Origin of the sequence: Sulfitobacter sp. R18_1, from assembly GCF_017743915.1 — a bacterium.
Lineage (GTDB): Bacteria > Pseudomonadota > Alphaproteobacteria > Rhodobacterales > Rhodobacteraceae > Sulfitobacter > Sulfitobacter faviae.
In genome coordinates this window covers 220,884-241,739 of sequence record NZ_JAGHRG010000002.1, presented here as the reverse complement: position 1 = coordinate 241,739, position 20,856 = coordinate 220,884, and the positions used below count along the sequence as shown (strand labels likewise).

Here is a 20,856-nt window from a genome sequence, read left to right as displayed (position 1 = left end):
CGATGCTGACCACGCGGCTGACCAAACGGCTGGGGATCGACCACCCGATTATCCAAGCGCCGATGGCCTTTGCCGCAGGCGGGCGGTTGGCGGCGGCGGTTTCAGGCGCGGGCGGTTTGGGGATGATCGGCGGGGCTTATGATGCCGGCGATTGGATCGCCGAGCAGATGGATGTGGCGGGCAACCAATCGGTCGGCTGCGGTTTCATCACTTGGAAGCTGCGAGAGCATCCGCAGGCGCTGGAACAAGCGCTCGACCGTGATCCGGCAGCGATCTTTCTTTCCTTCGGCGACCCGGCAGAGTTCCTCCCCGCGATCCGCGCGGCAAAGGTGCCGTTGATCTGTCAGGTGCAAACCCTGCGCGATGCCGCCCATGCGATTGATCTGGGGGCCGAGATCATCGTCGCCCAAGGGGCCGAGGCTGGCGGCCACGGCGAGAAACGCGCGACCTTTACCCTCGTGCCCGAAGTCGCGGATCACATCGCCCGCCATGCGCCCGAGGTGCTGCTTTGCGCCGCAGGCGGCGTCGCGGATGGGCGCGGGTTGGCGGCGGCGCTGATGTTGGGGGCCGACGGTGTGGTCGTCGGCTCGCGCTTCTGGGCTTCGGAAGAGGCGCTGGTGCATCCCGCGATGCGAGAGGCCGCGCTCAAGGCCAGCGGCGATGACACGCTGCGGAGCACCGTGACCGACATCATGCGCGGCTATGACTGGCCCAAACGCTACACGGGCCGCGTGTTGCGTAATGAGTTCACCGACCGCTGGCATGATGACCCTGACGGGCTGCGCGTCGCGCTGGCGCAGGAATTGCCACGTTGGCAGGCGGCGGTGGCAGAGGGCGATGCCCGCACCGCCAACGCCTTTGTTGGAGAGGTCGCAGGGTTGATCGGCGCGGTCAGTCCCGCCGCCGATATCCTGCGCGATATTGTCCAAGGGGCCGAAATGGCCTTGGACCAGACCTTTACCCGGTGACGGGGCCGGGCAAAGCCCGATCAGCCATGATCTTCGACCTCTTCCCGGCCCGGCACATGTTCGCGGGCGGGGGCGGTCTCCCAATTCTCGATCACCTCCATCGCCTCATCCGCGCTTTCGACAAAGCGGAACAGGTCGAGGTCTTCGGCAGAGATCGTTCCAGCATCGGCCAGCGCGTCCCAATTGATGATCTTCTCCCAGAACTCGCGCCCAAACAGCAAGAAGGGCACGCGGTTCATGCGGCCGGTCTGGATCAGGGTCAGCGCCTCGAACAGCTCGTCCATGGTGCCGAAACCACCGGGAAAGACACAGATCGCGCGGGCGCGCATCAGGAAATGCATCTTGCGGATCGCGAAATAGTGGAAGTTAAAGCAAAGCTCCGGCGTGACATATTCGTTGGGCGCCTGCTCAAACGGCAGCACGATATTCAGGCCGATGGAATGGCCACCTGCGTCCAGTGCGCCACGGTTGCCTGCCTCCATCACACCCGGCCCGCCGCCGGTGACGATGACGTTCTCCACGCCGCCGGTTTCCATCGACTTTTCAGTCATCAGCCGGGCAAAGGTGCGCGTCTCGTCATAAAAACGCGACAGATCGGCCAGCGTCTTGGTGCGGGCGGTGTGTTTCTCGGCTGGTGCGGGAATGCGCGCACCGCCAAAGAGCACGATGGTCGATTGGATGCCATGGGCATCCAGCAGCAGTTCGGGCTTGAGCAATTCCAGTTGCAGGCGCACCGGGCGCAGCTCATCGCGGCACATGAAGTCGTCGTCGGTAAAGGCCAGACGATAGGCGGGCGCGCGGGTTTGCGGCGTGTCGGGGGCGTCTTGGGCCTTGGCGCGGTCAACATTGGCGCGGCGCAGGGGGTGGCGGTGTTCCTCGGTCATCCTCGGGTCTTTCCTTGGTCTAGGGCTTGGCTCAGGTGGCGCGATGGCCGCTCAGGTCAACATGCATTGTTGATCACAGAATGACCACGCCCCTCATCGCCCGGCAATTGCACCCTTGGCGGTGCAAGGCTATAGCCCTCAAAAGGCCTTTTCATCATTCGGAGACTTGCCCCATGTCCAACGCCCAACTTGAAACCGCCATCGAAGCCGCTTGGGATACCCGCGACCAGATCACATCCGCAACCACCGGAGAGACCCGCGACGCCATCGAAGAGACGCTGAACGCGCTCGACAGCGGCAAGCTGCGCGTGGCGGAAAAGCAGGACGACGGTCAGTGGCACGTCAACCAGTGGGCCAAGAAGGCCGTGCTGCTGGGCTTCCGCATCAAGGACATGGAACATCAAGAAGGCGGCCCGCAGGGTGCCGGCTGGTGGGATAAGGTCGACAGCAAGTTCAAAGGCTGGGGCGATGCTGATTGGAAAGAGGCCGGTTTCCGCGCCGTGCCGAACTGCGTCGTGCGCCGCTCGGCCTATATCGCGCCGGGCGTGGTGCTGATGCCGTCTTTCGTGAACATCGGCGCCTATGTCGATTCTGGCACCATGGTCGACACATGGGCCACCGTCGGCTCTTGCGCGCAGATCGGTAAGAACGTGCACCTTTCCGGCGGCGTCGGCATCGGCGGCGTGTTGGAGCCGATGCAGGCGGGGCCGACCATCATCGAAGACAATTGCTTCATCGGCGCACGGTCGGAAGTCGTCGAAGGCTGCATCGTGCGCGAAGGCTCGGTGCTGGGCATGGGCGTCTTCATCGGCCAGTCGACCAAGATCGTCGACCGCGAAACCGGTGAGATCATGTATGGCGAAGTGCCCGCAGGTTCGGTCGTCGTGGCGGGCACCATGCCGTCGAAGAACAACGTGAACCTCTACTGCGCTGTGATCGTGAAGCGGGTGGACGCCAAGACCCGTTCCAAAACCTCGATCAACGAGCTGCTGCGCGACTGAACGGAACCAAATACCCCGTCATGGCGTTGAGACCTGAATTTAAAGGAGATTGACGACATGACGGGTATCGGTTGGTTTGCCGCAATCATCGTGGGCGGCCTTGCGGGCTGGATCGCGGAAAAGATCATGAAATCGGACATGGGTCTGATCATGAACATCATCCTCGGCATTCTGGGTGCCTTGGTCGCGAACTGGCTCTTGATGCTGATCGTCGGCAGCACGCTGGGCGGTTGGTTCGGTCAGTTGGTGGTGGGCGTCATCGGTGCCTGCCTGCTGATCTGGGTCACACGGATGGTCCGCGGCAAGACTTAAGGGCGGGGGCGCGGCCCCTTTCCAAATCCAAGTGAAACGGTTAGGGCTGCCGAAAGCAATCGGCGGCCCTTATCATGTCTGAACCCAAGAAAACCAAGAAACCTTCGCGCCAGCAGGTCTTTACCCTTTTGGTTCAGATTGGCCGCAAGGACGGTGACGGTCTGCCCGACAAGGCCACAGGTGCTGCGCTGATGTGTTTCGCCTCCGGCATTGATGAGGCCGAAGCCGTGCGCGAGACGGTGGCGATCCTCAAACAGGCTGATACCAACCCGCTTGACGTGACCGGCTACGGCACGCTGGAAGAGCGCGAGGCCGAAGGGCAGGAGATCGACGCCGAGGAACGCGCCCTGATGCAGCGCGCGCTTGAGGAAAATTCGGTCATCGTCGCGCAGATGACCCCCTTTTACGACTGAACCGCGCCCCACACGGGGAATTGCAATGCGCCCCCTTGGCATTGGCGCGATTTGCCCACACAAGTTACCGGACAAGCGATAACCCCTGAAAAGGAGCCGATATGTCCGGTCTCGACCCTGTTGATCTCACCGCGAAACTGGTGCGCTGCGCCTCTGTCACCCCCGCGAACGATGGGTCGCTGGAAGTGCTCGAAGAGGTGTTGGGCGCGGCGGGTTTCGACTGTACGCGCGTCGACCGGGGCGGCATCTCCAACCTCTTTGCCCGCTGGGGTAACAAGGGCAACACCAAGTCCTTCGGCTTCAACGGTCATACCGATGTCGTGCCCATCGGGGATGAGGCGGATTGGTCGATGCCCCCCTTCGGGGCCGAGATCAAGGACGGCATCATGTATGGCCGCGGCACCACGGATATGAAATCGGGCGTGGCGGCTTTCGTCGCAGCGGCGGTGGATTTCGTGAAGGACACGCCGCCCGATGGCTCCATCGTGCTGGCGATCACCGGGGATGAAGAGGGCGATGCCCTCGACGGGACCACGGCGCTTTTGGACTACATGACGGAGAACGGCGAGCGGATGGATGTCTGCCTTGTGGGGGAGCCGACTTGCCCCGAGACCATGGGCGATATGATCAAGATCGGGCGGCGCGGCTCGATGAACGCGCATTTCAAGGTGACGGGCAAACAGGGCCATGCAGCCTATCCGCACCGTGCGAACAACCCACTGCCCGCGATGGTGCGGCTGATGGATCGTCTGGCCAGCCATGAGTTGGATCAGGGCAGCGATCACTTCGACCCTTCGACGCTGGCCGTGGTCACCGTCGACACCGGCAACAAGGCAACCAATGTGATCCCGGCGCAATGCCGCGGCGCGGTCAACATCCGGTTCAACGACCACCATTCGGGCGCAAGCCTCAGCGACTGGCTGCGGGGCGAGGCGGATAGGATCGCCGAGGAGTTCGGCCTGCAAGTGGATGTAGAGATCAAGATCTCCGGCGAGAGTTTCATCACCCCGCCGGGCGCCCTGTCCGATCTGGTCGCGGGCGCGGTTGAGGCTGAGACGGGCGTGAAGCCCGAGCTTTCCACCACCGGCGGCACCTCGGACGCGCGTTTCGTCAAGGCGCATTGCCCGGTGGTGGAGTTCGGTCTGGTGGGCCAGTCCATGCACCAAGTTGATGAGCATGTGCGGGTCGAACATATTGAACAGCTCAAATCCATCTACGGGCGCGTGCTGCGGAATTATTTCACGTGAAACCAACGCTCATTGTCATGGTGAAAGAGCCGCGCCCCGGTCGGGTGAAAACCCGTCTGGGCCGCGACATCGGCATGGTCGGCGCGGCTTGGTGGTTTCGCCATCAGACCCGCCGCCTGTTGCGCCGGATCGAAGACCCCCGTTGGCAGGTGGTGCTGGCCGTGGCGCCCGATGTGGAAGGGCTGCAAAGCCGCGTCTGGCCCGCGCATCTGCCCCGCTGGCCGCAAGGGCGCGGCAACCTCGGTGACCGTATGGCGCGGATGCTGCGCAGCGCGCCGGGGCCGGCCTGTGTGATCGGGGCGGATATTCCGGGCATCAACCGCAAGGAACTGGCGCGGGCATTCGATGCGCTTGGCAACCATGACGCGGTGTTTGGCCCCGCGCCCGATGGCGGCTATTGGCTTGTGGGGCTGAAACTCCCCCGCCGCGCGCCGCCCAGCCTGTTTGACGGGGTGCGCTGGTCTGGCCCCCATGCGCTGTCCGACAGCCGCGCGACCCTACCGGGCTACCGCATTGCCGAGGTCGCCACCCTGCGCGACGTGGACGAAATTCACGATTTGCCATGACGACAAGGGGGCTGCGTGCTACCTGCTGAGGTATGAGCAAGATACCCAGCAAATCCGAGATCCTCGACTGGATCGAACAGAACCCCACGCTGACCGCCAAGCGCGACATCGCCAAAGCCTTTGGCATCAAAGGCGCGGCGCGGATCGACCTGAAGCGCGTGCTGAAAGAGCTGGAGGCCGAGGGCCATCTGGAAAAGCGCAAGCGCAGCTATCAGGATCCCGACCGCCTGCCGCCAGTCTCGGTCTTGCTGGTCACGGGGCCGGACAGCGATGGCGATTTGTTTGCCAAGCCGATGGAGTGGCATGGCGAGGGCAAAGAACCCATCGTCCTGCTGATCCCGCGCGAGAGTGACCCGGCGCTTGGCGAAGGTGACCGCATTCTGGCGCGGCTGACGCTGGTGAAAGGCGAAGATCACCACTATGAGGCCCGGCTCATTCGCCGCATCGGCTCTAACCCGCGCAAGGTGCTGGGCATCTTCCGCAAAGCGGCCGAAGGCGGGCGGATCGTCCCGATCGACAAGGGCACGGATCGGGAATGGCGCGTCGGTGCCGACCATACCCATGGCGCGAAAGACGGTGAACTGGTCGAGGCCGAGCAGGCCGGACCGAAGGCGCGTATGGGATCGCCCCGCGCCCGCATCGTCGAACGGCTGGGCGACCCGTCCGAGCCGCGCGCCGTCTCGCTCATCGCGATCCACCAGCATGGCATCCCCGACGACTTCCCCGACGATGTGATCGCACAGGCTGATGCCGCCAAGCCGCAGGGGCTGAAGGGCCGCGAGGATCTGCGCGACCTGCCGCTCATCACCATCGACCCGTCGGATGCGCGTGACCACGACGACGCCTGCTATGCCCATGCCGACGATGACCCGAAGAACGAGGGTGGCCATGTGCTCTGGGTCGCTATCGCCGACGTCGCCGCCTATGTCACCCCCGGTTCCGCGCTGGATCGCGAGGCGCGCAAGCGCGGCAACTCCACCTATTTCCCCGACCGCGTGGTGCCGATGCTGCCGGACCGGCTTTCGGGTGACCTCTGCTCTCTGCACGAGGGCGTGCCGCGCGCCTGTATCGCCGTGCGTATGGTGCTTGATGCCAAGGGCAACAAGATCGGCCATACGTTCCACCGGGGCCTAATGCGCTCCCCCGCCTCACTGCATTACGAGGAAGTGCAGGACGCCATCGACGGCAACCCGAACGACCGCACCGGGCCGCTGTTGGAGCCGGTGTTGAAGCCGCTTTACGCCGCCTATGGTGCGCTGAAGACCGCCCGCGCCGAGCGGCAGCCGCTGGAGTTGGACCTGCCGGAACGCCGCATCGAATTGGGCGAGGATGGCAAGGTGAAGTCGGTCAACTTCCGCGAAAGGCTCGACGCGCATAAGCTGATCGAAGAGTTCATGGTGCTGGCCAATGTCGCTGCCGCCGAGACGTTGATCAAGAAGAAGACTCCGCTGCTGTTCCGCATTCACGAAGAACCTTCGCCGGAGAAGCTTGAGTCTTTGCGCGAGACGGCGCAGGCGGCGGGTTTCACGCTGGCCAAGGGGCAGGTGCTGCAAACCGCGCATCTCAACCGGCTGCTGGATCAGGCGGCGGGGACCAATGACGCGGAGCTGATCAATCTCAGCACCCTACGCTCGATGACGCAGGCCTATTATGGCCCCGCCCATATCGGGCACTTCGGCCTTGCGCTGCGCTCCTACGCGCATTTCACCTCGCCCATTCGCCGCTATGCCGACCTTATCGTGCACCGCGCGCTGATCACGGCGCATGGCTGGGGCAAGGATGGGCTGACGCCCGAAGAGATTGAGGGGCTGGAGCAGACCGGCGCGCATATCTCCGACACCGAGCGGCGTTCGATGGTAGCCGAACGCGACACGACCGACCGTTACCTCGCGGCTTTTCTGTCGGAGCGCGTGGGCAACGAGTTCACCGGACGGATCAGCGGCATCGCGCGTTTTGGTGCCTTTGTGAAGTTGGACGAGACTGGCGCGGACGGTCTGGTGCCGATGCGCTCGCTCGGGCGGGAGTATTTCCACCACGACGCCGAGGCGCAGACGCTGATGGGCTCGGACACCGGCATGACAATCGGCATTGGCCAGCGCGTCACCGTGCGGCTGGCCGAGGCGGTCCCCGTGACCGGGGGCATCGCGCTGGAATTGCTTGAGATCGAAGACCAAAAGGTCAAGCAAGGCGGAGGTGGGGGCCGCCGCAGCCCGGCGGGCCGTAGCAAGCCGCGCGGCAAGGCCGTGAAGGCTAAGCGCAAGAAGGACAAGATCAAACGCAAAGTGACCCGCACCCGCCGCTGAGGCGGCAAACCGGCGGAGCTTCGCGGATGCCCGTCCCCCTCCCTTTCCACCGGGGCGGGGCGGGCATAGGATTTGCCGTAACTCTATGAGGTGAGGCGATTATGATCCGGCACTACGCGATGATTTCAGGCATTCTGGCGACCGCTGGCATGGGGGCTCCGGCCTTTGGGTCTGGCCCGACTGAATCCCTGCGCCCCGCGCCGCGCGCGCCGCAGGCCGTGCTGGCCGCCGCGGCGCCAGTAGCGCAGGAACCCGCGGCAGAGGCCGGCGGTGGCGATGCCGGGCTGCGCGCTTGGGTGAAAGACTTCCGCCCGCGCGCCCTGCAACAGGGCATCGACCCGGATGTCTTTGACCGGGCATTGGATACGGTCAGCTATGACCCGGAGGTGATCCGCCGCGACCGCAACCAATCGGAATTCACCAAAACGATTTGGGATTACCTCGACACCGCCACCTCGGATTTGCGGGTGCAGAACGGGCAGAAGGCATTGGCTCAATGGCAACGCACGCTGGAAGAGATCGAAGTGAAGTACGGTGTCGAGAAAGAGGTCGTCACCGCGATCTGGGGGCTTGAGAGCGCCTATGGCAGCTTCCGGGGCGGGGATCGGGTGCTGGATTCACTGGCCACGCTTGCCTATGACGCGCGGCGGGCGGAGTTTTTCGAAGGCGAATTGCTCGACGCCCTGCGCATCCTTCAGGCGGGCGATACCGATGCCGATCAATTGCGCGGCTCTTGGGCCGGCGCGATGGGGCATACGCAGTTCATGCCCTCGTCCTTCCACGCCCATGCGGTCGATTGGGATGGCGACGGGCGGCGCGACATCTGGGGCGATGACCCCAGCGATGCGCTGGCCTCTACCGCCGCCTATCTCAAGCATTTTGGCTGGACCGAAGGGCAGCCTTGGGGTGTCGAAGTGGCTTTGCCGGAGGGGTTCGACTATCTGCTGGCCGACCGGGAGGTGACCAAGACCCCGGCGGAATGGGCCGACCTTGGCGTGACCGCGTTGAATGGCGACGCGGTGGCGGATCACGGGCCTGCGTCGATCCTGCTGCCCGCAGGCGCGCAGGGCGCGGCCTTTATGATCTTCCCGAATTTCGCGGTGATCGAGCGCTATAATACGGCGGATGCCTATGTCATCGGTGTGGGCCATCTGGCCGACCGCATCGGCGGCGCGGGCGAGATACAGCAGGACTGGCCCCGCGAAGACCGTGCGCTGAGCTTTGATGAGCGGATCGAATTGCAGACCCTGCTGACGAAGGCGGGTTTTGACACGCAAAAGATCGACGCCAAGATCGGCCCGCTGACCGTCAATGCCGTGCGCAGCTATCAAAAGGCTGAGGGGATCGCGCCCGATGGCTATGCCTCCCCCCGGCTGCTGGCCCGACTGCGCGCCGAGTGAGGGGCCGCCCCCGATTGGGGGCAGCCCAATGTTTTAGGACGCGGCTTTGAGCATGTCCTTGTCTTTCAGGTCAGCATAGGTCGCATCCAGTGCCTTGGTCGCCCGTTCGGCGAAGATCTTGATCTCTTCGGGTGTGATGATCAGCGGCGGAGAGATGATCATCCGGTCGCCGACATGGCGCATCACCAGATTGTTGGCAAAGCAATGTTCGCGGCAGATGTACCCGGCGGTGCCGCTATCGGCGAATTTCGCGCGGCTTTCCTTCTGCGGCGTCAGCGGGAGGGAGGCCATCAGGCCCGATACGTTCACCCCGCCCACCAGCGGATGCTCTCCCAGCTTGTCCAGCACCTCTTTCAGCGCGGGGGCGGCGACGTTTTGCACATGGGCGACGATGTTCTCTTCCTGCATAATCCGCAGGTTTTCCAGCGCCACGGCGGCGCAGACCGGGTGGCCGGAGTAGGTGTAGCCGTGGTTGAATTCGCAGGCGTTGATGACCTCGGCCACTTCGTCACAGACAATCGACCCGCCAATCGGCGCGTAGCCCGAGCTGAGCCCCTTGGCGATGGTCATGATATGCGGCTTGATCCCCATGGTTTGCGAGCCGAACCAGTTCCCTGTCCGGCCAAAGCCACAGATCACCTCGTCGGCGATCAACAGAATGTCGTGTTTGTCGCAAATGCGCTGGATTTCAGGCCAGTAAGTGCTGGGCGGAATGACAACCCCGCCGGCGCCCTGCACGGGTTCGGCAATGAAGGCGGCAACCTTGTCCGCGCCTAGTTCGACGATCTTCGCGTCCAGCTCCTGCGCCCGTTTCAGGCCGAAGTCCTCGGGCGACATATCCCCGCCCTCGGCATACCAATCGGGCTGGCCGATGTGATGGATGCCGGGGATCGGCAGGCCGCCTTGCTCATGCATATAGGTCATGCCGCCCAGACTGGCCGACCCGACCGAAGAGCCGTGATAGGCATTCTTGCGGCTGATGATATGGCTCTTCTCTGGCTTGCCCTTTTGCGCCCAATAGGTGCGGACCATACGCAGGTTGGTGTCGTTCGCCTCTGATCCGGACCCGGCGAAAAAGACGTGGTTCAAATCACCGGGGGCGAGGTCGGCCAGTTCCTTGGCCAGCGCGATGGCGGGCACATGGGTCGTTTGGAAGAAGGTGTTGTAATAGGGCAGTTCATTCATCTGTCGCGCGGCGACATTGCCCATCTCTTCGCGGCCATAGCCAAGGTTCACGCACCACAGCCCGGCCATCGCATCGAGAATCTCATTCCCCTCGCTGTCGGTCAGGTAGATGCCCTTGGCCCTTGTGATGATGCGCGCGCCCTTGTCGCCCAATTCATCATTGGTGGTGAAAGGATGCATGTGATGCGCCGCATCCAGCGCCTGAAGGTCCGCGGTGGGGAGGTGATTCGTGATGGGCGGCATGGGTGTGCACCTTCTATTTGCATGAAAAATGAGCTTCGCCGCAGAATATGATCAAATTATAGCATGTCAATCGAATCAACGCGGAACGGGCAGACCATCGAGGGCTGCGCGAATTTGGGTCATTCCTTGGGCAACATCGCCCGCCATGACCTCACCCGCCAGCGCGGCATTGCCCTCGGCGAAGGCCGCCAAAAGCTCGGCATGTTTATCGGGCAGATTGCTGGTGCCATAGCGCCCGCAAACCACACGAAGCGAGGGGCCGAAACGCAGCCAAAGACGGTCCACCGTCGCGGCCATGATCGGCGCTTCGGCAAGGTCGTAAATCATCCGGTGAAAGCTGTAGTTCTGCATCAAATAGCCGCCGACATCGCCCCGGTCGATGGCATGGTTCAGCGCGTTGTCACAGGCTTTCAATGCGTTCAAACGCTCATCCGTCATGCGGTTTGCGGCGCGTTTGGTCAGTTCCGGCTCTAGCGTTTCCCGCATGAATCCCAGTTCTTCCAGCCCCGCATGGGTCAGTTCCGGCACGGTGACCCGGCGGTTGCCCAAATGGGTCAGCGCCCCTTCCGAGATCAGGCGGCGGATGGCCTCGCGTACCGGGGTCATGCCCGCATCCAAAGCGGCGGTCAGACCTTGGATCGTGACCCCCTGTCCGGGGGCCAGATCGCCGAAGAGAATCATCTTGCGCAGGCGTTCGTAAACATGCTGATGGATCGGTGTCTTGACCGCCGCATCGGCGGCGGGAAGCAATCTCGGATCGGTTTTTTCTGAACCCATGGGAGCGGTCTTTCCGTCTTGTTTCGCCGTGTCTTGCAGCATTTCATTCTGCATGAAAGCATAAACCATCTTGCCCGAAGAGGCAAAACTTGATCAAATTGACGAAAGGTGGGGATCAACCCGACCTGTCTAACGGGAGTATGAAATGAAACATGTGCTACTAAGCAGCGTCGCCGTTGCCACCTTGATGGCAGGTGCCGCCACTGCCGAAACAGTCCGGGTCTACAACTGGTCCGACTATATCGACGAATCCCTGCTGGATAAATTCGAAGAAGAGACCGGCATCGAATTGGTCTATGACGTGTTCGACAGCAACGAGGTGCTGGAAACCAAAATGCTGGCCGGTGGGTCGGGCTATGACGTGGTCGTCCCCTCGGGCACCTTCCTGCAGCGCCAGATCACAGCCGGTGCATTCCAGCCGCTGGACACGTCCAAACTGCCCAATCTCGAAAACATGTGGGACGTGGTCTCCTCGCGGACCGAACAATATGATCCCGATAACGCCCATTCGATCAACTATATGTGGGGCACCACCGGCATCGGCGTGAATGTCGGCAGGGTGAAAGAGATCCTGGGCGAAGATGCCCCGATCGACTCCTGGGACTTGGTTTTCGATCCGGCCAATATGGAAAAACTGGCCGACTGCGGCGTGCATTTCCTTGATGCCCCGGCAGAGATGATCCCTGCCGCGCTGAACTACATCGGCGAAGACCCCAACAGCCATGACCCCGATGTGATCGCCAAGGCCGAAGAGGTCTTTATGCCGGTCCGCCCCTATATCCAGAAGTTCCATTCTTCGGAATATATCAACGCTTTGGCCAACGGTGACGTCTGCGTCGCGGTGGGCTGGTCCGGTGATATCCTGCAGGCCCGTGACCGCGCGGATGAAGCCGACAACGGTGTCGAAATCGCCTATAACGCCCCCTCCGAAGGCGCGCAGATGTGGTTTGACCAGATGGCCATCCCGGTTGACGCGCCGAACCCCGAGGGCGCGCATAAGTTCCTGAATTTCATCATGGACGCCGAGAATATGGCCGCCGCGTCGAACTATGTGTACTATGCGAACGGCAACGAAGCCTCGCAGGAGCATCTGGTCGAGGATGTGATCGGCGACCCGGCGATCTACCCCTCTGAGGCGGCGCTGAACAACCTGTTCACCACCACACCCTACCCGCCGAAAGTGCAGCGCGTGGTGACCCGGCTCTGGACCAAGATCAAGTCCGGTACCTGATCTGAGACAGGGGGTGCGGCCAGTCTGGTCGCGCCCCTTTTTCTTGCCCCGCGACCCCGATCAAAGCCCGAGCAAAGCCCGATCAAAGGATCTCTCAACCGTGAGCCCAACCGTCTTCGCCCCCTGGAACGACCCCGACGAAAAGCCGCTCATTCGCTTTAAGAATGTGACCAAGAAATTCGGCGAATTCGTCGCCATCGACGATCTGTCTTTGGATATCTACGCGCAGGAATTCTTTGCCCTTCTTGGGCCTTCGGGCTGTGGCAAGACGACGATGATGCGTATGTTGGCGGGTTTCGAAAGCCCGACCACCGGGCGCATCGAATTAGCGGGGCAGGACATCGCCCCGGTGCCTCCGAACAAACGCGCGGTGAACATGATGTTCCAATCCTACGCGCTGTTTCCGCATCTCAGCATCTGGGACAACATCGCCTTCGGCCTGCGCCGCGACAAGATGGAGAAGGACGCCATCGCCGCCCGCGTGGCCGAGATGCTGAAGCTCACCCGGCTTGAGAAATTCGCCCGCCGCAAACCGCATCAGATTTCCGGCGGTCAACGGCAGCGCGTGGCGCTGGCGCGGTCACTGGCCAAAGCGCCCAAACTGTTGCTGCTCGATGAGCCCTTGGGCGCGCTTGATAAGAAGCTGCGGCAAGACACCCAGTTCGAGCTGATGGACATTCAAGAATCCACCGGCACCACCTTTGTCATCGTGACCCACGACCAAGAAGAGGCGATGACCGTCGCCTCCCGCGTGGCGGTGATGGACGAGGGGCGCGTGATTCAAGTGGCCACCCCGGCCGAGATCTATGAAGCGCCGAATTCCGTTTATGTGGCCGACTTCATCGGTGACGTGAACATCATCGAAGCCAGCACCAAGGCCATTGGCCAAGATCAATACCATCTGAACTGGATCGACGGGCGGCCGCCGCTGACCGCCACCTCTGCCGCGCCGTTCAGCGAAGGGCAGCAGGCCCATCTGGCGATCCGGCCCGAGAAAATACGCATTTCGACCGAGAGGCCCGAGGATGCGCCCAATGCGCTACAGGGCAAAGTGCTCGACATCGCGTATCTGGGGAACCTTTCCACCTATCACGTCGAACTGCCCGGCGGGCAGGTGATCAAGGCGCAGACGGCCAACACTCGCCGCATCGCACGGCGTGACATCACATGGGAAGACCCGGTCTGGATTTCATGGAGCGCCACCGCAGGCGTTTTGTTGGCGCAATGAACATGCGTCGTTTCGCCCTGATCGCGGTCCCGTACCTCTGGCTGTTGGCGCTGTTTCTGGTGCCTTTCCTGATCGTTTTCAAAATCTCCCTCTCCGATACGGCGCTGGCGATCCCGCCCTATACGCCGACGATCAAGGACGGCATCGGCGCCCTGATCGCCCAGTTGGATTTCGAGAATTTTACCTTCCTCGCCTCCGACGATCTTTATTGGAAAGCCTACCTTAGCTCCCTGCGCATCGCCGTTGTATCGACCGCGCTGACGCTCTTGGTCGGCTATCCCATCGCCTACGGCATGGCCCGCGCCCCCGAAGAGTGGCGCGCCACATTGATGATGTTGGTGATCCTGCCGTTCTGGACCTCCTTCCTGATCCGCGTCTATGCGTGGATGGGCATTCTCAGCAACGAAGGGCTGCTGAACCAACTCTTGATGGGGTTAGGTCTAACGGCAGAGCCTTTACAGATCCTTAATACCAATACGGCAGTCTACATCGGCATCGTCTATACCTACCTGCCGTTCATGATCCTGCCCATCTACGCCGCGCTCGACCGGCTGGACGAGTCGCTCAACGAGGCGGCTGAGGATTTGGGCTGCTCGCGTTTGCAAGCCTTCTGGCTGGTGACGATCCCGTTGTCGCGCAACGGCATCGTGGCGGGCAGCTTCCTTGTCTTCATCCCGGCTTTGGGTGAATTCGTGATCCCCTCGCTTTTGGGCGGGTCGGGCACGCTGATGATCGGCAAAGTGCTTTGGGAAGAGTTCTTTAACAACCGCGACTGGCCGGTGGCGAGCGCCGTTGCCGTGATCCTGCTGCTGATCCTGATCATTCCGATCATCCTCTTCCAGCGCAACCAGCAGAAACAGGCGGAGGCCGAACAATGAAGCGGATGACATGGTTCAACGTGACCTCGCTGACGCTGGGGTTCGCCTTTCTTTACCTGCCGATGATCATTCTGGTGATCTACAGTTTCAACGCCTCGAAACTGGTGACGGTCTGGGCCGGATTCTCGACCCGCTGGTATGGCGAGCTGTTGCAAAACGAAGCCTTCCTGAACGCCGCTTGGGTCACGCTGAAGGTCGCGGTGATCTCCTCCTCCATCGCCACGGTGCTGGGCACGATGGCGGCCTATGTGCTGGTGCGCGGCGGGCGGTTCATGGGGCGGACATTGTTCTCCGGCATGATCTACGCACCGCTGGTGATGCCCGAGGTGATCACCGGCCTGTCGCTCCTCTTGCTCTTCATCGGCATCGGGCTCGACCGGGGCGTGCTGACCATCGTGCTGGCGCATACGACCTTTTCAATGTGCTATGTCTCGGTCGTCGTCTCCTCGCGGTTGGTGTCCTTTGACCGTTCGTTGGAAGAGGCCGCGCTCGACCTCGGTTCTTCCCCGTGGGAGGCCTTCCGCCTCGTGACCCTGCCCATTATCGCGCCTGCGGTGATCTCGGGCTGGCTTCTGGCCTTCACGCTCAGCCTTGATGATCTGGTCATCGCCTCCTTCACCGCCGGGCCATCGGCGACGACGCTGCCGATCAAGATCTTCAGCGCCGTGCGTTTGGGCGTCTCGCCCGAGATCAACGCGCTCTCGACGATCATGATCGCCATCGTGACCGTGGGTGTCATCACCGCATCGCTGGTCAGCAAACGCTCAAGCCTGCGCGCGCAGGAGGAGGCCCGCGCGGCGGAACGGCCCGCCGCATGAAGCGTATCTACGCGGATTTCGCCTATTCCGAAGCGCCGCGTGCGGGCTGCTGGTGGGATCAGACCCATGGCGCGCCGGAGCGGCCGGCGCTGCAAGGCGCGGCGCAGGCCGATGTTGTGATCATCGGTGGCGGTTTCACCGGCCTCAATGCCGCGCTGCATCTGGCGCAGGCCGGGGTCGGGGCCACGGTGCTGGAGGCCGAGCGCGTGGGCTTTGGCGCCTCGGGCCGCAACGGGGGCTTTTGCTGCTTGGGCGGCGGGATGCTGGATGACGCGGCGCTCGACCGGAAATTCGGGCGGGCAGAGCGGCTTGGCTGGCGACAGGCCGAGGTGGCAGCGATCCGACAGGTGGAGGATTTCATCGCCGCCCGCGGCACCAATGTCGATAGGCATTCCCAAGGGGAAACCCAGCTGGCCCACCGCCCGCGCGATTTCGAAGAGATGCGCGGTAGGTTAGATTACTACGCGGAGAATTACGGCGTCACGGCGCGGCTGACCGAAAAGGCGGATTTGGCCGCCGAGGGGCTGAACGCAGGCTTCGAGGGCGCGATCACCGTGCCGATTGGCTTTGGCCTCAACCCCCGCAAATATGTGACCGCCCTCGCACAGGCCGCGGAAGAGGCGGGGGCCGCGATCTATCACAACAGCCCGGCCACCGGGGTGACAGGGCAGGAGGGCGCGTTCGAGGTCACGACGCCGCAGGGCCGCATCCGCGCAGAGCGGGTGATCATCGCCACCAATGGCTATTCCTCCGAAGACCTGCCGCCATGGCTGGCCGCGCGTTACATGCCGACGCAATCCAGCGTGATCGTGACCCGCCCGATGACCGAGGCCGAGCTTTCCGCCCAGGGCTGGACCAGCCAACAGGCCAGCTATGACAGCCGCCATCTGCTGCATTACTTCCGGCTGATGCCTGACAATCGTATGTTGTTCGGCGTGCGCGGCGGGCTGATGTCGAACCCCAATTCCGAGCGGCGCGCGCTGGCCCGGGCCCGGGCGGATTTCGAGGCGATGTTCCCCGCGTGGCGTCATGTCGAAACGCCGCATGGCTGGTCGGGCATGGTCTGTATCGCGCGCAATCGCATGCCCTTCGTGGGGCAGGTGCCGGATCAGCCGGGGATCTTCGCAGGGCTGTGCTACCACGGCAATGGCGTGGCGATGGGCAGCTATTCCGGTGCGCTCTTGGCCGATCTGGTCCGCGGCATAACGCCCGAGCGGCCCTATCCCGCCCCCATGCGCGCCCCGCTTGCACGGTTCGAATTGGGCCGTTTTCGCCGGGCGGTCATGCCCTTTGCCTATGCGGGCTTCGCGCTGTCGGATCGCTGAAGCGGGCGGTCAGCCCTCTTCCCGCGCCGCGCGTTCCTTGGCCAGCGTGATCTGGCGCTGGCGTTCGCGGAACCGTTCCTTATCCTCTGCCGAGGTCTCATCCACACATTGATGACAGGACACCCCAGCCTCATAGGCAGGGTGCTGCGTATCCTCAGGCAGGATCGGGCGGCGGCAGCCGTGGCAGAGCATATGCGGCCCTTCGCGCAGCCCGTGGCCAACGCTGACGCGGTTGTCGAAGACGAAACAGTCGCCTTCCCATGTGCTTTCCTGTTCGGGCACCTCTTCGAGGTATTTCAGGATGCCGCCTTTGAGATGGAAGACATCCTCGACCCCCTGACCGATCAGGTAGTTGGTCGATTTCTCGCAACGGATGCCGCCGGTGCAGAACATCGCGATTTTCTTGTTGTGGAAGCGGCCTTTGTTCGCCTCCCACCACGCGGGGAATTCACCAAAGCTCTCGGTCTCGGGGTCGACCGCGCCTTCGAAGGAGCCAATCGCCACTTCGTAGCTGTTGCGCGTGTCGATCACCGCCACATCGGGGGAGCGGATCAATTCGTTCCAATCCTTCGGGTCGACGTAATGGCCCACCTTGGCGCGGGGATCGACATCGGGCTGGCCCATCGTCACGATCTCGCGCTTGATGCGCACCTTCATCTTGCCGAAGGGCGGCTTGTCGCTAGTGGCCTCTTTCCACTCCAGATCCGCGCAGCCGGGCAGGGCGCGCAGATGGGCGATCACCGCGTCGATCCCGGCGCGCGGCCCGGCGATGGTGCCGTTCACCCCTTCGGGGGCCAGCAGAAGCGTCCCCATGACCGATTGCGCCTCGCAAAGCGCCAAAAGCGCGGGTTTGAGCGCGGCGGGATCGTCGAAGCGGGTGAAGTGATATAGCGCGGCGATGGTATACATGAGCGTCAAATAAGCGCTTCGGCGGCAAAGCTCAATCCGGCGCGTGCCATTGACCTACCCCATCCGCAGCCCTACCCCTTTCGGTAAGGAGAATGCCCATGACCCATGCCCTGATCGTGATCGACGTTCAAAATGATTTCTGCCCCGGCGGCGCGCTGGAAGTGCCGCAGGGCGATGAGATTCTGCGCGGCATCAACGCGCTGATGCCCGAGTTTGACGCGGTGGTTCTGACGCAGGACTGGCATCCGGCGGGGCATTCGTCTTTTGCCTCATCGTATAAGGACAACGGGCCTTATGAGGTCATCACCATGCCCTATGGCCCGCAGGTGCTTTGGCCCGATCACTGCATCCAAGGCAGCATTGGCGCGCAGTTCCACCCCGAGTTGCAAACCGACCGCGCCGATCTGATCATCCGCAAGGGCTACAACCCCGACATCGACAGCTATTCGGCGTTTTTCGAGAATGACCATCGCACGCCCACGGGGCTCGAAGGCTACCTGCGCACACGCGGGATCGAGCGGCTGACCATGGTGGGGCTGGCGCTGGATTTCTGCGTGAACTTCTCGGCTGTGGACGCAGCGAAGCTGGGGTTCAAGGTCGATGTGCGCGAAGACCTGTGCCGGGCGATTGATCTGGACGGATCGCTTGCCAAAGCCCGCGAAGGCATGCGCGCGGCGGGGGTGACGCTGGCCTGATCCGCCGCTTTCCCCTTGCCCATCTGCCCGCGCCCTTGGCATGAAGGGGCACGCAATAAGGAACCTCCCATGGTCGACATCGCCACCCGCGTCTATAACCACAAGTGGAAGATCGACCCCATCGTGCGGTCGCTGATCGACACGGATTTCTACAAGCTCTTGATGTGCCAGTCGGTGTTCCGCAACAAGCCGGACACGCAGGTCACCTTTAGCCTGATCAACCGCTCCACCCATATCCCGCTGGCCAAGCTGATCGACGAGGGGGAGTTGCGCGAGCAACTCGATCACATTCGCTCGCTCAGCCTCAGCCGGGGGGAGAGCACGTGGCTGCGCGGCAATACCTTCTACGGCAAGCGCCAGATGTTCCGCCCCGATTTCATGGAGTGGTTCGAGGGCATGCGCCTGCCGCCCTATCATCTGGAACGCAAAGGCGATCAATATGAGCTGACCTTTGAGGGCAAGTGGCATGAGGTCATGCTTTGGGAAATTCCCGCGCTGGCGGTGTTGATGGAGCTGCGCAGCCGCGCCGCCCTCGACCCGATGGGTAAGTTCGAGCTTCAGGTGCTTTACGCCCGTGCCATGACCCGCGTCTGGGAAAAGATCGAAGCGCTGCGCGAGGTCGACAACCTGTCGATCGCGGATTTTGGCACCCGGCGGCGGCATTCCTACCTCTGGCAGGATTGGTGCGTGCAGGCGATGCATGAGGGGCTGGGCGATGCCTTTACCGGCACCTCCAACTGTCGCATCGCCATGATGCGCGAGCTTGAGGCGATTGGCACCAATGCCCATGAATTGCCCATGGTCTATGCCGCCTTGGCCGAGGATGACGCCGCCCTTGCCCGCGCGCCCTATGACGTGCTGTCGGACTGGCATGATGAGCATGAGGGCAATCTGCGGATCATCCTGCCCGATACCTACGGCACCAAGGGGTTTCTCGATCACGCGCCGGATTGGCTGGCGGGCTGGACCGGCATCCGCGTCGACAGCGGCGATCCGGCCACGGCGGCGCAGACGGCCATCGACTGGTGGCGCGCCCGCGGCGAGGATCCGACGACCAAGCGGGTGATCTTCAGCGATGGGCTGGATGTGGACAAGATCAAGGAGTTGCACGCGCAGTTTGCGGGCAAGGCCAAGGTCTCTTTCGGTTGGGGGACGTTGCTGACCAATGACTTCCGCGGGCTGGTGCCGAATGATGCGCTGGCGCCCTTTAGTTTGGTCTGCAAAGCGGTCAGCGCCAATGGGCGGCCCACGGTCAAACTCTCGGACAACCCGAACAAGGCGATGGGTCCGGCGGATGAGATCGCGCGTTACAAGCGTGTTTTCGGGGTCGGAGAGCAGGCCGCGCAGCAGGTGATCGTCTGACGGTCAGCCTTCGCCAAGGGCGGCCACGGGGAACTCCGCCGTGGCGATCAACCCTTCGGGCTGCCAATCGTAGCGCAGGGTGCCGCCGACCGCGCGGGTCAAGGACTGGATGATCCGCGAGCCGCTGTTGCGCGGAGATTTGATGACTTCCGGCCCGCCGGTTTCGCGCCAGACAAACCGCAGGCGCGCAGGCTCCTGAAGGATGGTGATATCCAGCGATACCCGCCCGGTATCGGAACTGAGCGAGCCGTGTTTCACCGCATTCGTCGCCAGCTCGTGCAAGGCCAGCGTCAGGGGGGAAACGAGGCGGTGCGAGATCAGCGGATTCGCCCCGGTGAGGTTGATCTGATCCTCGGTGGCCGAGGTATAGGCCCGCATGATCGGCCCCATCAGCGTCTCGAAATCCACCTCATGCTGGTCGCTGCGGCCAATCGTGTCGAAATGCGCCGCGCCCAAGGCGGCAAGCCGCTCGATCACCTTATCGGCAAAGGCCGCCGGGGTCGGCTCCTCACGGGCGGTCAGGCGGACCATGGCGGTCATGACGTTGACGATATTACGTAGCCGGTGCAGCAATTCGTCATCGGCCAGTTGCCGGTGCTCCCGCTCCACCCGGCGGCGTTCGGAAACGTCGAGTTGCGAGCCGAAGAAGTAGATCAGATTGCCGTCTTCGTCATTGATCGGCCCCAGTTGTAGGGCGTTCAGGAAGCGGCTGCCATCCTTGCGGTAGTTCACGATCTCAACCGTGTCGACCCGGCGGGCCAGTAGGATTTCGCGTACCGCATCGACGCTTTCGCGCGTGGTTTCCGGGCCTTGCAGGAAGCGGCAGTTCTGGCCCACGATCTCATCCAAGCCATAGCCGGTGAGATCGGTGAAAGCGTCATTCACATAGACGATGGGATTGTCCGGCAGGGTCGGGTCGGTGATGCACAGCGGCAAGCGGGCATAGCGCACGACCTTGCCTAGAACGTCTTCGGTCAGGGTCTGCCGAGCGGCGGAGACCGTGTTGTCGTTCATGAATTTCCGCCCTCTGATCGAAACTGGCCGTCAATGTGCCCTGCACGTGGCTTTTGGGTCAACCCGCATACTGGGGGTTGGGCCATGTTTATCTACT

The 20,856-nt window shown here is 62.7% G+C and carries 20 protein-coding genes; 15 read left to right on the top strand and 5 right to left on the bottom strand.

Annotation, left to right across the window (positions count from 1 at the left end):
* Nucleotides 1-2: 2 nt before the first annotated feature.
* Nucleotides 3-968, top strand: a complete 966-nt coding sequence (locus J7392_RS06420; protein WP_209216774.1) for a nitronate monooxygenase — start codon at nucleotides 3-5, stop codon at nucleotides 966-968.
* A gap of 20 nt (nucleotides 969-988) precedes the next feature.
* Here the strand turns inward: J7392_RS06420 and J7392_RS06415 are convergent, their stop codons facing one another.
* Complete coding sequence (locus J7392_RS06415; protein ID WP_067622333.1) at nucleotides 989-1,852, bottom strand: LOG family protein; 864 nt, start codon at nucleotides 1,850-1,852, stop codon at nucleotides 989-991.
* A 173-nt stretch (nucleotides 1,853-2,025) separates the two neighbouring features.
* On the opposite strand from J7392_RS06415, the gene dapD reads away from it, so the two are divergent.
* The 7 genes from dapD to J7392_RS06380 all read left to right on the top strand — a co-directional run bounded on the left by dapD (nucleotide 2,026) and on the right by J7392_RS06380 (nucleotide 9,094).
* Entirely contained in the window at nucleotides 2,026-2,853 is an 828-nt protein-coding gene (gene dapD / locus J7392_RS06410) for a 2,3,4,5-tetrahydropyridine-2,6-dicarboxylate N-succinyltransferase (protein WP_209216773.1), read from the top strand.
* A gap of 57 nt (nucleotides 2,854-2,910) precedes the next feature.
* Nucleotides 2,911-3,165 carry a GlsB/YeaQ/YmgE family stress response membrane protein gene (locus tag J7392_RS06405; protein WP_067261077.1) on the top strand — a complete coding sequence of 85 codons (255 nt, stop codon included), beginning with the start codon at nucleotides 2,911-2,913 and terminating at the stop codon, nucleotides 3,163-3,165.
* A gap of 74 nt (nucleotides 3,166-3,239) precedes the next feature.
* On the top strand, nucleotides 3,240-3,578 hold the full coding sequence (locus tag J7392_RS06400) for a hypothetical protein (RefSeq protein WP_067261079.1): 339 nt from the start codon (nucleotides 3,240-3,242) through the stop codon (nucleotides 3,576-3,578).
* Between the two features lie 101 nt (nucleotides 3,579-3,679).
* A complete protein-coding gene (gene dapE, locus J7392_RS06395) occupies nucleotides 3,680-4,825 on the top strand; it encodes a succinyl-diaminopimelate desuccinylase (RefSeq protein WP_209216772.1) in 1,146 nt (381 codons plus the stop codon).
* A complete protein-coding gene (locus J7392_RS06390) occupies nucleotides 4,822-5,391 on the top strand; it encodes a TIGR04282 family arsenosugar biosynthesis glycosyltransferase (RefSeq protein WP_209216771.1) in 570 nt (189 codons plus the stop codon). Before dapE ends, J7392_RS06390 begins: the two co-directional genes overlap by 4 nt.
* Before the next feature lie 32 nt (nucleotides 5,392-5,423).
* Nucleotides 5,424-7,694 (top strand): ribonuclease R, encoded by a 2,271-nt coding sequence (rnr, locus tag J7392_RS06385; protein ID WP_209216770.1) that lies wholly within the window; start codon nucleotides 5,424-5,426, stop codon nucleotides 7,692-7,694.
* Between the two features lie 101 nt (nucleotides 7,695-7,795).
* The gene (locus tag J7392_RS06380) at nucleotides 7,796-9,094 is read left to right on the top strand and encodes a lytic murein transglycosylase (RefSeq protein WP_209216768.1); all 1,299 of its coding nucleotides are present in this window, start codon (nucleotides 7,796-7,798) and stop codon (nucleotides 9,092-9,094) included.
* Nucleotides 9,095-9,127: 33 nt separating this feature from the next.
* Here the strand turns inward: J7392_RS06380 and J7392_RS06375 are convergent, their stop codons facing one another.
* On the bottom strand, nucleotides 9,128-10,522 hold the full coding sequence (locus J7392_RS06375) for an aspartate aminotransferase family protein (protein WP_209216766.1): 1,395 nt from the start codon (nucleotides 10,520-10,522) through the stop codon (nucleotides 9,128-9,130).
* A 75-nt stretch (nucleotides 10,523-10,597) separates the two neighbouring features.
* Complete coding sequence (locus J7392_RS06370) at nucleotides 10,598-11,299, bottom strand: GntR family transcriptional regulator (RefSeq protein WP_209216764.1); 702 nt, start codon at nucleotides 11,297-11,299, stop codon at nucleotides 10,598-10,600.
* A 145-nt stretch (nucleotides 11,300-11,444) separates the two neighbouring features.
* Between J7392_RS06370 and J7392_RS06365 the strand changes: the two genes are divergently transcribed.
* From J7392_RS06365 to J7392_RS06345, 5 genes are all read left to right on the top strand, one after another.
* Nucleotides 11,445-12,530, top strand: coding sequence for a polyamine ABC transporter substrate-binding protein (locus J7392_RS06365; protein WP_209216763.1), 1,086 nt, complete (start codon nucleotides 11,445-11,447; stop codon nucleotides 12,528-12,530).
* 100 nt (nucleotides 12,531-12,630) lie between these two features.
* Nucleotides 12,631-13,758: an ABC transporter ATP-binding protein gene (locus tag J7392_RS06360; protein ID WP_209216762.1), complete on the top strand. Its 1,128-nt coding sequence runs from the start codon at nucleotides 12,631-12,633 to the stop codon at nucleotides 13,756-13,758.
* A gap of 2 nt (nucleotides 13,759-13,760) precedes the next feature.
* Nucleotides 13,761-14,636, top strand: a complete 876-nt coding sequence (locus J7392_RS06355; RefSeq protein ID WP_168613629.1) for an ABC transporter permease subunit — start codon at nucleotides 13,761-13,763, stop codon at nucleotides 14,634-14,636.
* Complete coding sequence (locus J7392_RS06350; RefSeq protein ID WP_067265716.1) at nucleotides 14,633-15,454, top strand: ABC transporter permease subunit; 822 nt, start codon at nucleotides 14,633-14,635, stop codon at nucleotides 15,452-15,454. Before J7392_RS06355 ends, J7392_RS06350 begins: the two co-directional genes overlap by 4 nt.
* Nucleotides 15,451-16,779: an FAD-binding oxidoreductase gene (locus tag J7392_RS06345; RefSeq protein WP_209216761.1), complete on the top strand. Its 1,329-nt coding sequence runs from the start codon at nucleotides 15,451-15,453 to the stop codon at nucleotides 16,777-16,779. Before J7392_RS06350 ends, J7392_RS06345 begins: the two co-directional genes overlap by 4 nt.
* A gap of 9 nt (nucleotides 16,780-16,788) precedes the next feature.
* Here J7392_RS06345 and J7392_RS06340 read toward each other — a convergent pair whose 3' ends face one another.
* Complete coding sequence (locus J7392_RS06340; protein WP_209216994.1) at nucleotides 16,789-17,688, bottom strand: rhodanese-related sulfurtransferase; 900 nt, start codon at nucleotides 17,686-17,688, stop codon at nucleotides 16,789-16,791.
* Nucleotides 17,689-17,786: 98 nt separating this feature from the next.
* Between J7392_RS06340 and pncA the strand changes: the two genes are divergently transcribed.
* Both pncA and pncB read left to right on the top strand, forming a co-directional pair.
* Nucleotides 17,787-18,383 carry a bifunctional nicotinamidase/pyrazinamidase gene (gene pncA, locus J7392_RS06335; RefSeq protein ID WP_209216760.1) on the top strand — a complete coding sequence of 199 codons (597 nt, stop codon included), beginning with the start codon at nucleotides 17,787-17,789 and terminating at the stop codon, nucleotides 18,381-18,383.
* A gap of 69 nt (nucleotides 18,384-18,452) precedes the next feature.
* Complete coding sequence (pncB, locus tag J7392_RS06330) at nucleotides 18,453-19,745, top strand: nicotinate phosphoribosyltransferase (protein ID WP_067265706.1); 1,293 nt, start codon at nucleotides 18,453-18,455, stop codon at nucleotides 19,743-19,745.
* Between the two features lie 3 nt (nucleotides 19,746-19,748).
* Here pncB and J7392_RS06325 read toward each other — a convergent pair whose 3' ends face one another.
* Entirely contained in the window at nucleotides 19,749-20,759 is a 1,011-nt protein-coding gene (locus J7392_RS06325; protein ID WP_209216759.1) for a PAS domain-containing protein, read from the bottom strand.
* Nucleotides 20,760-20,856: the final 97 nt, after the last annotated feature.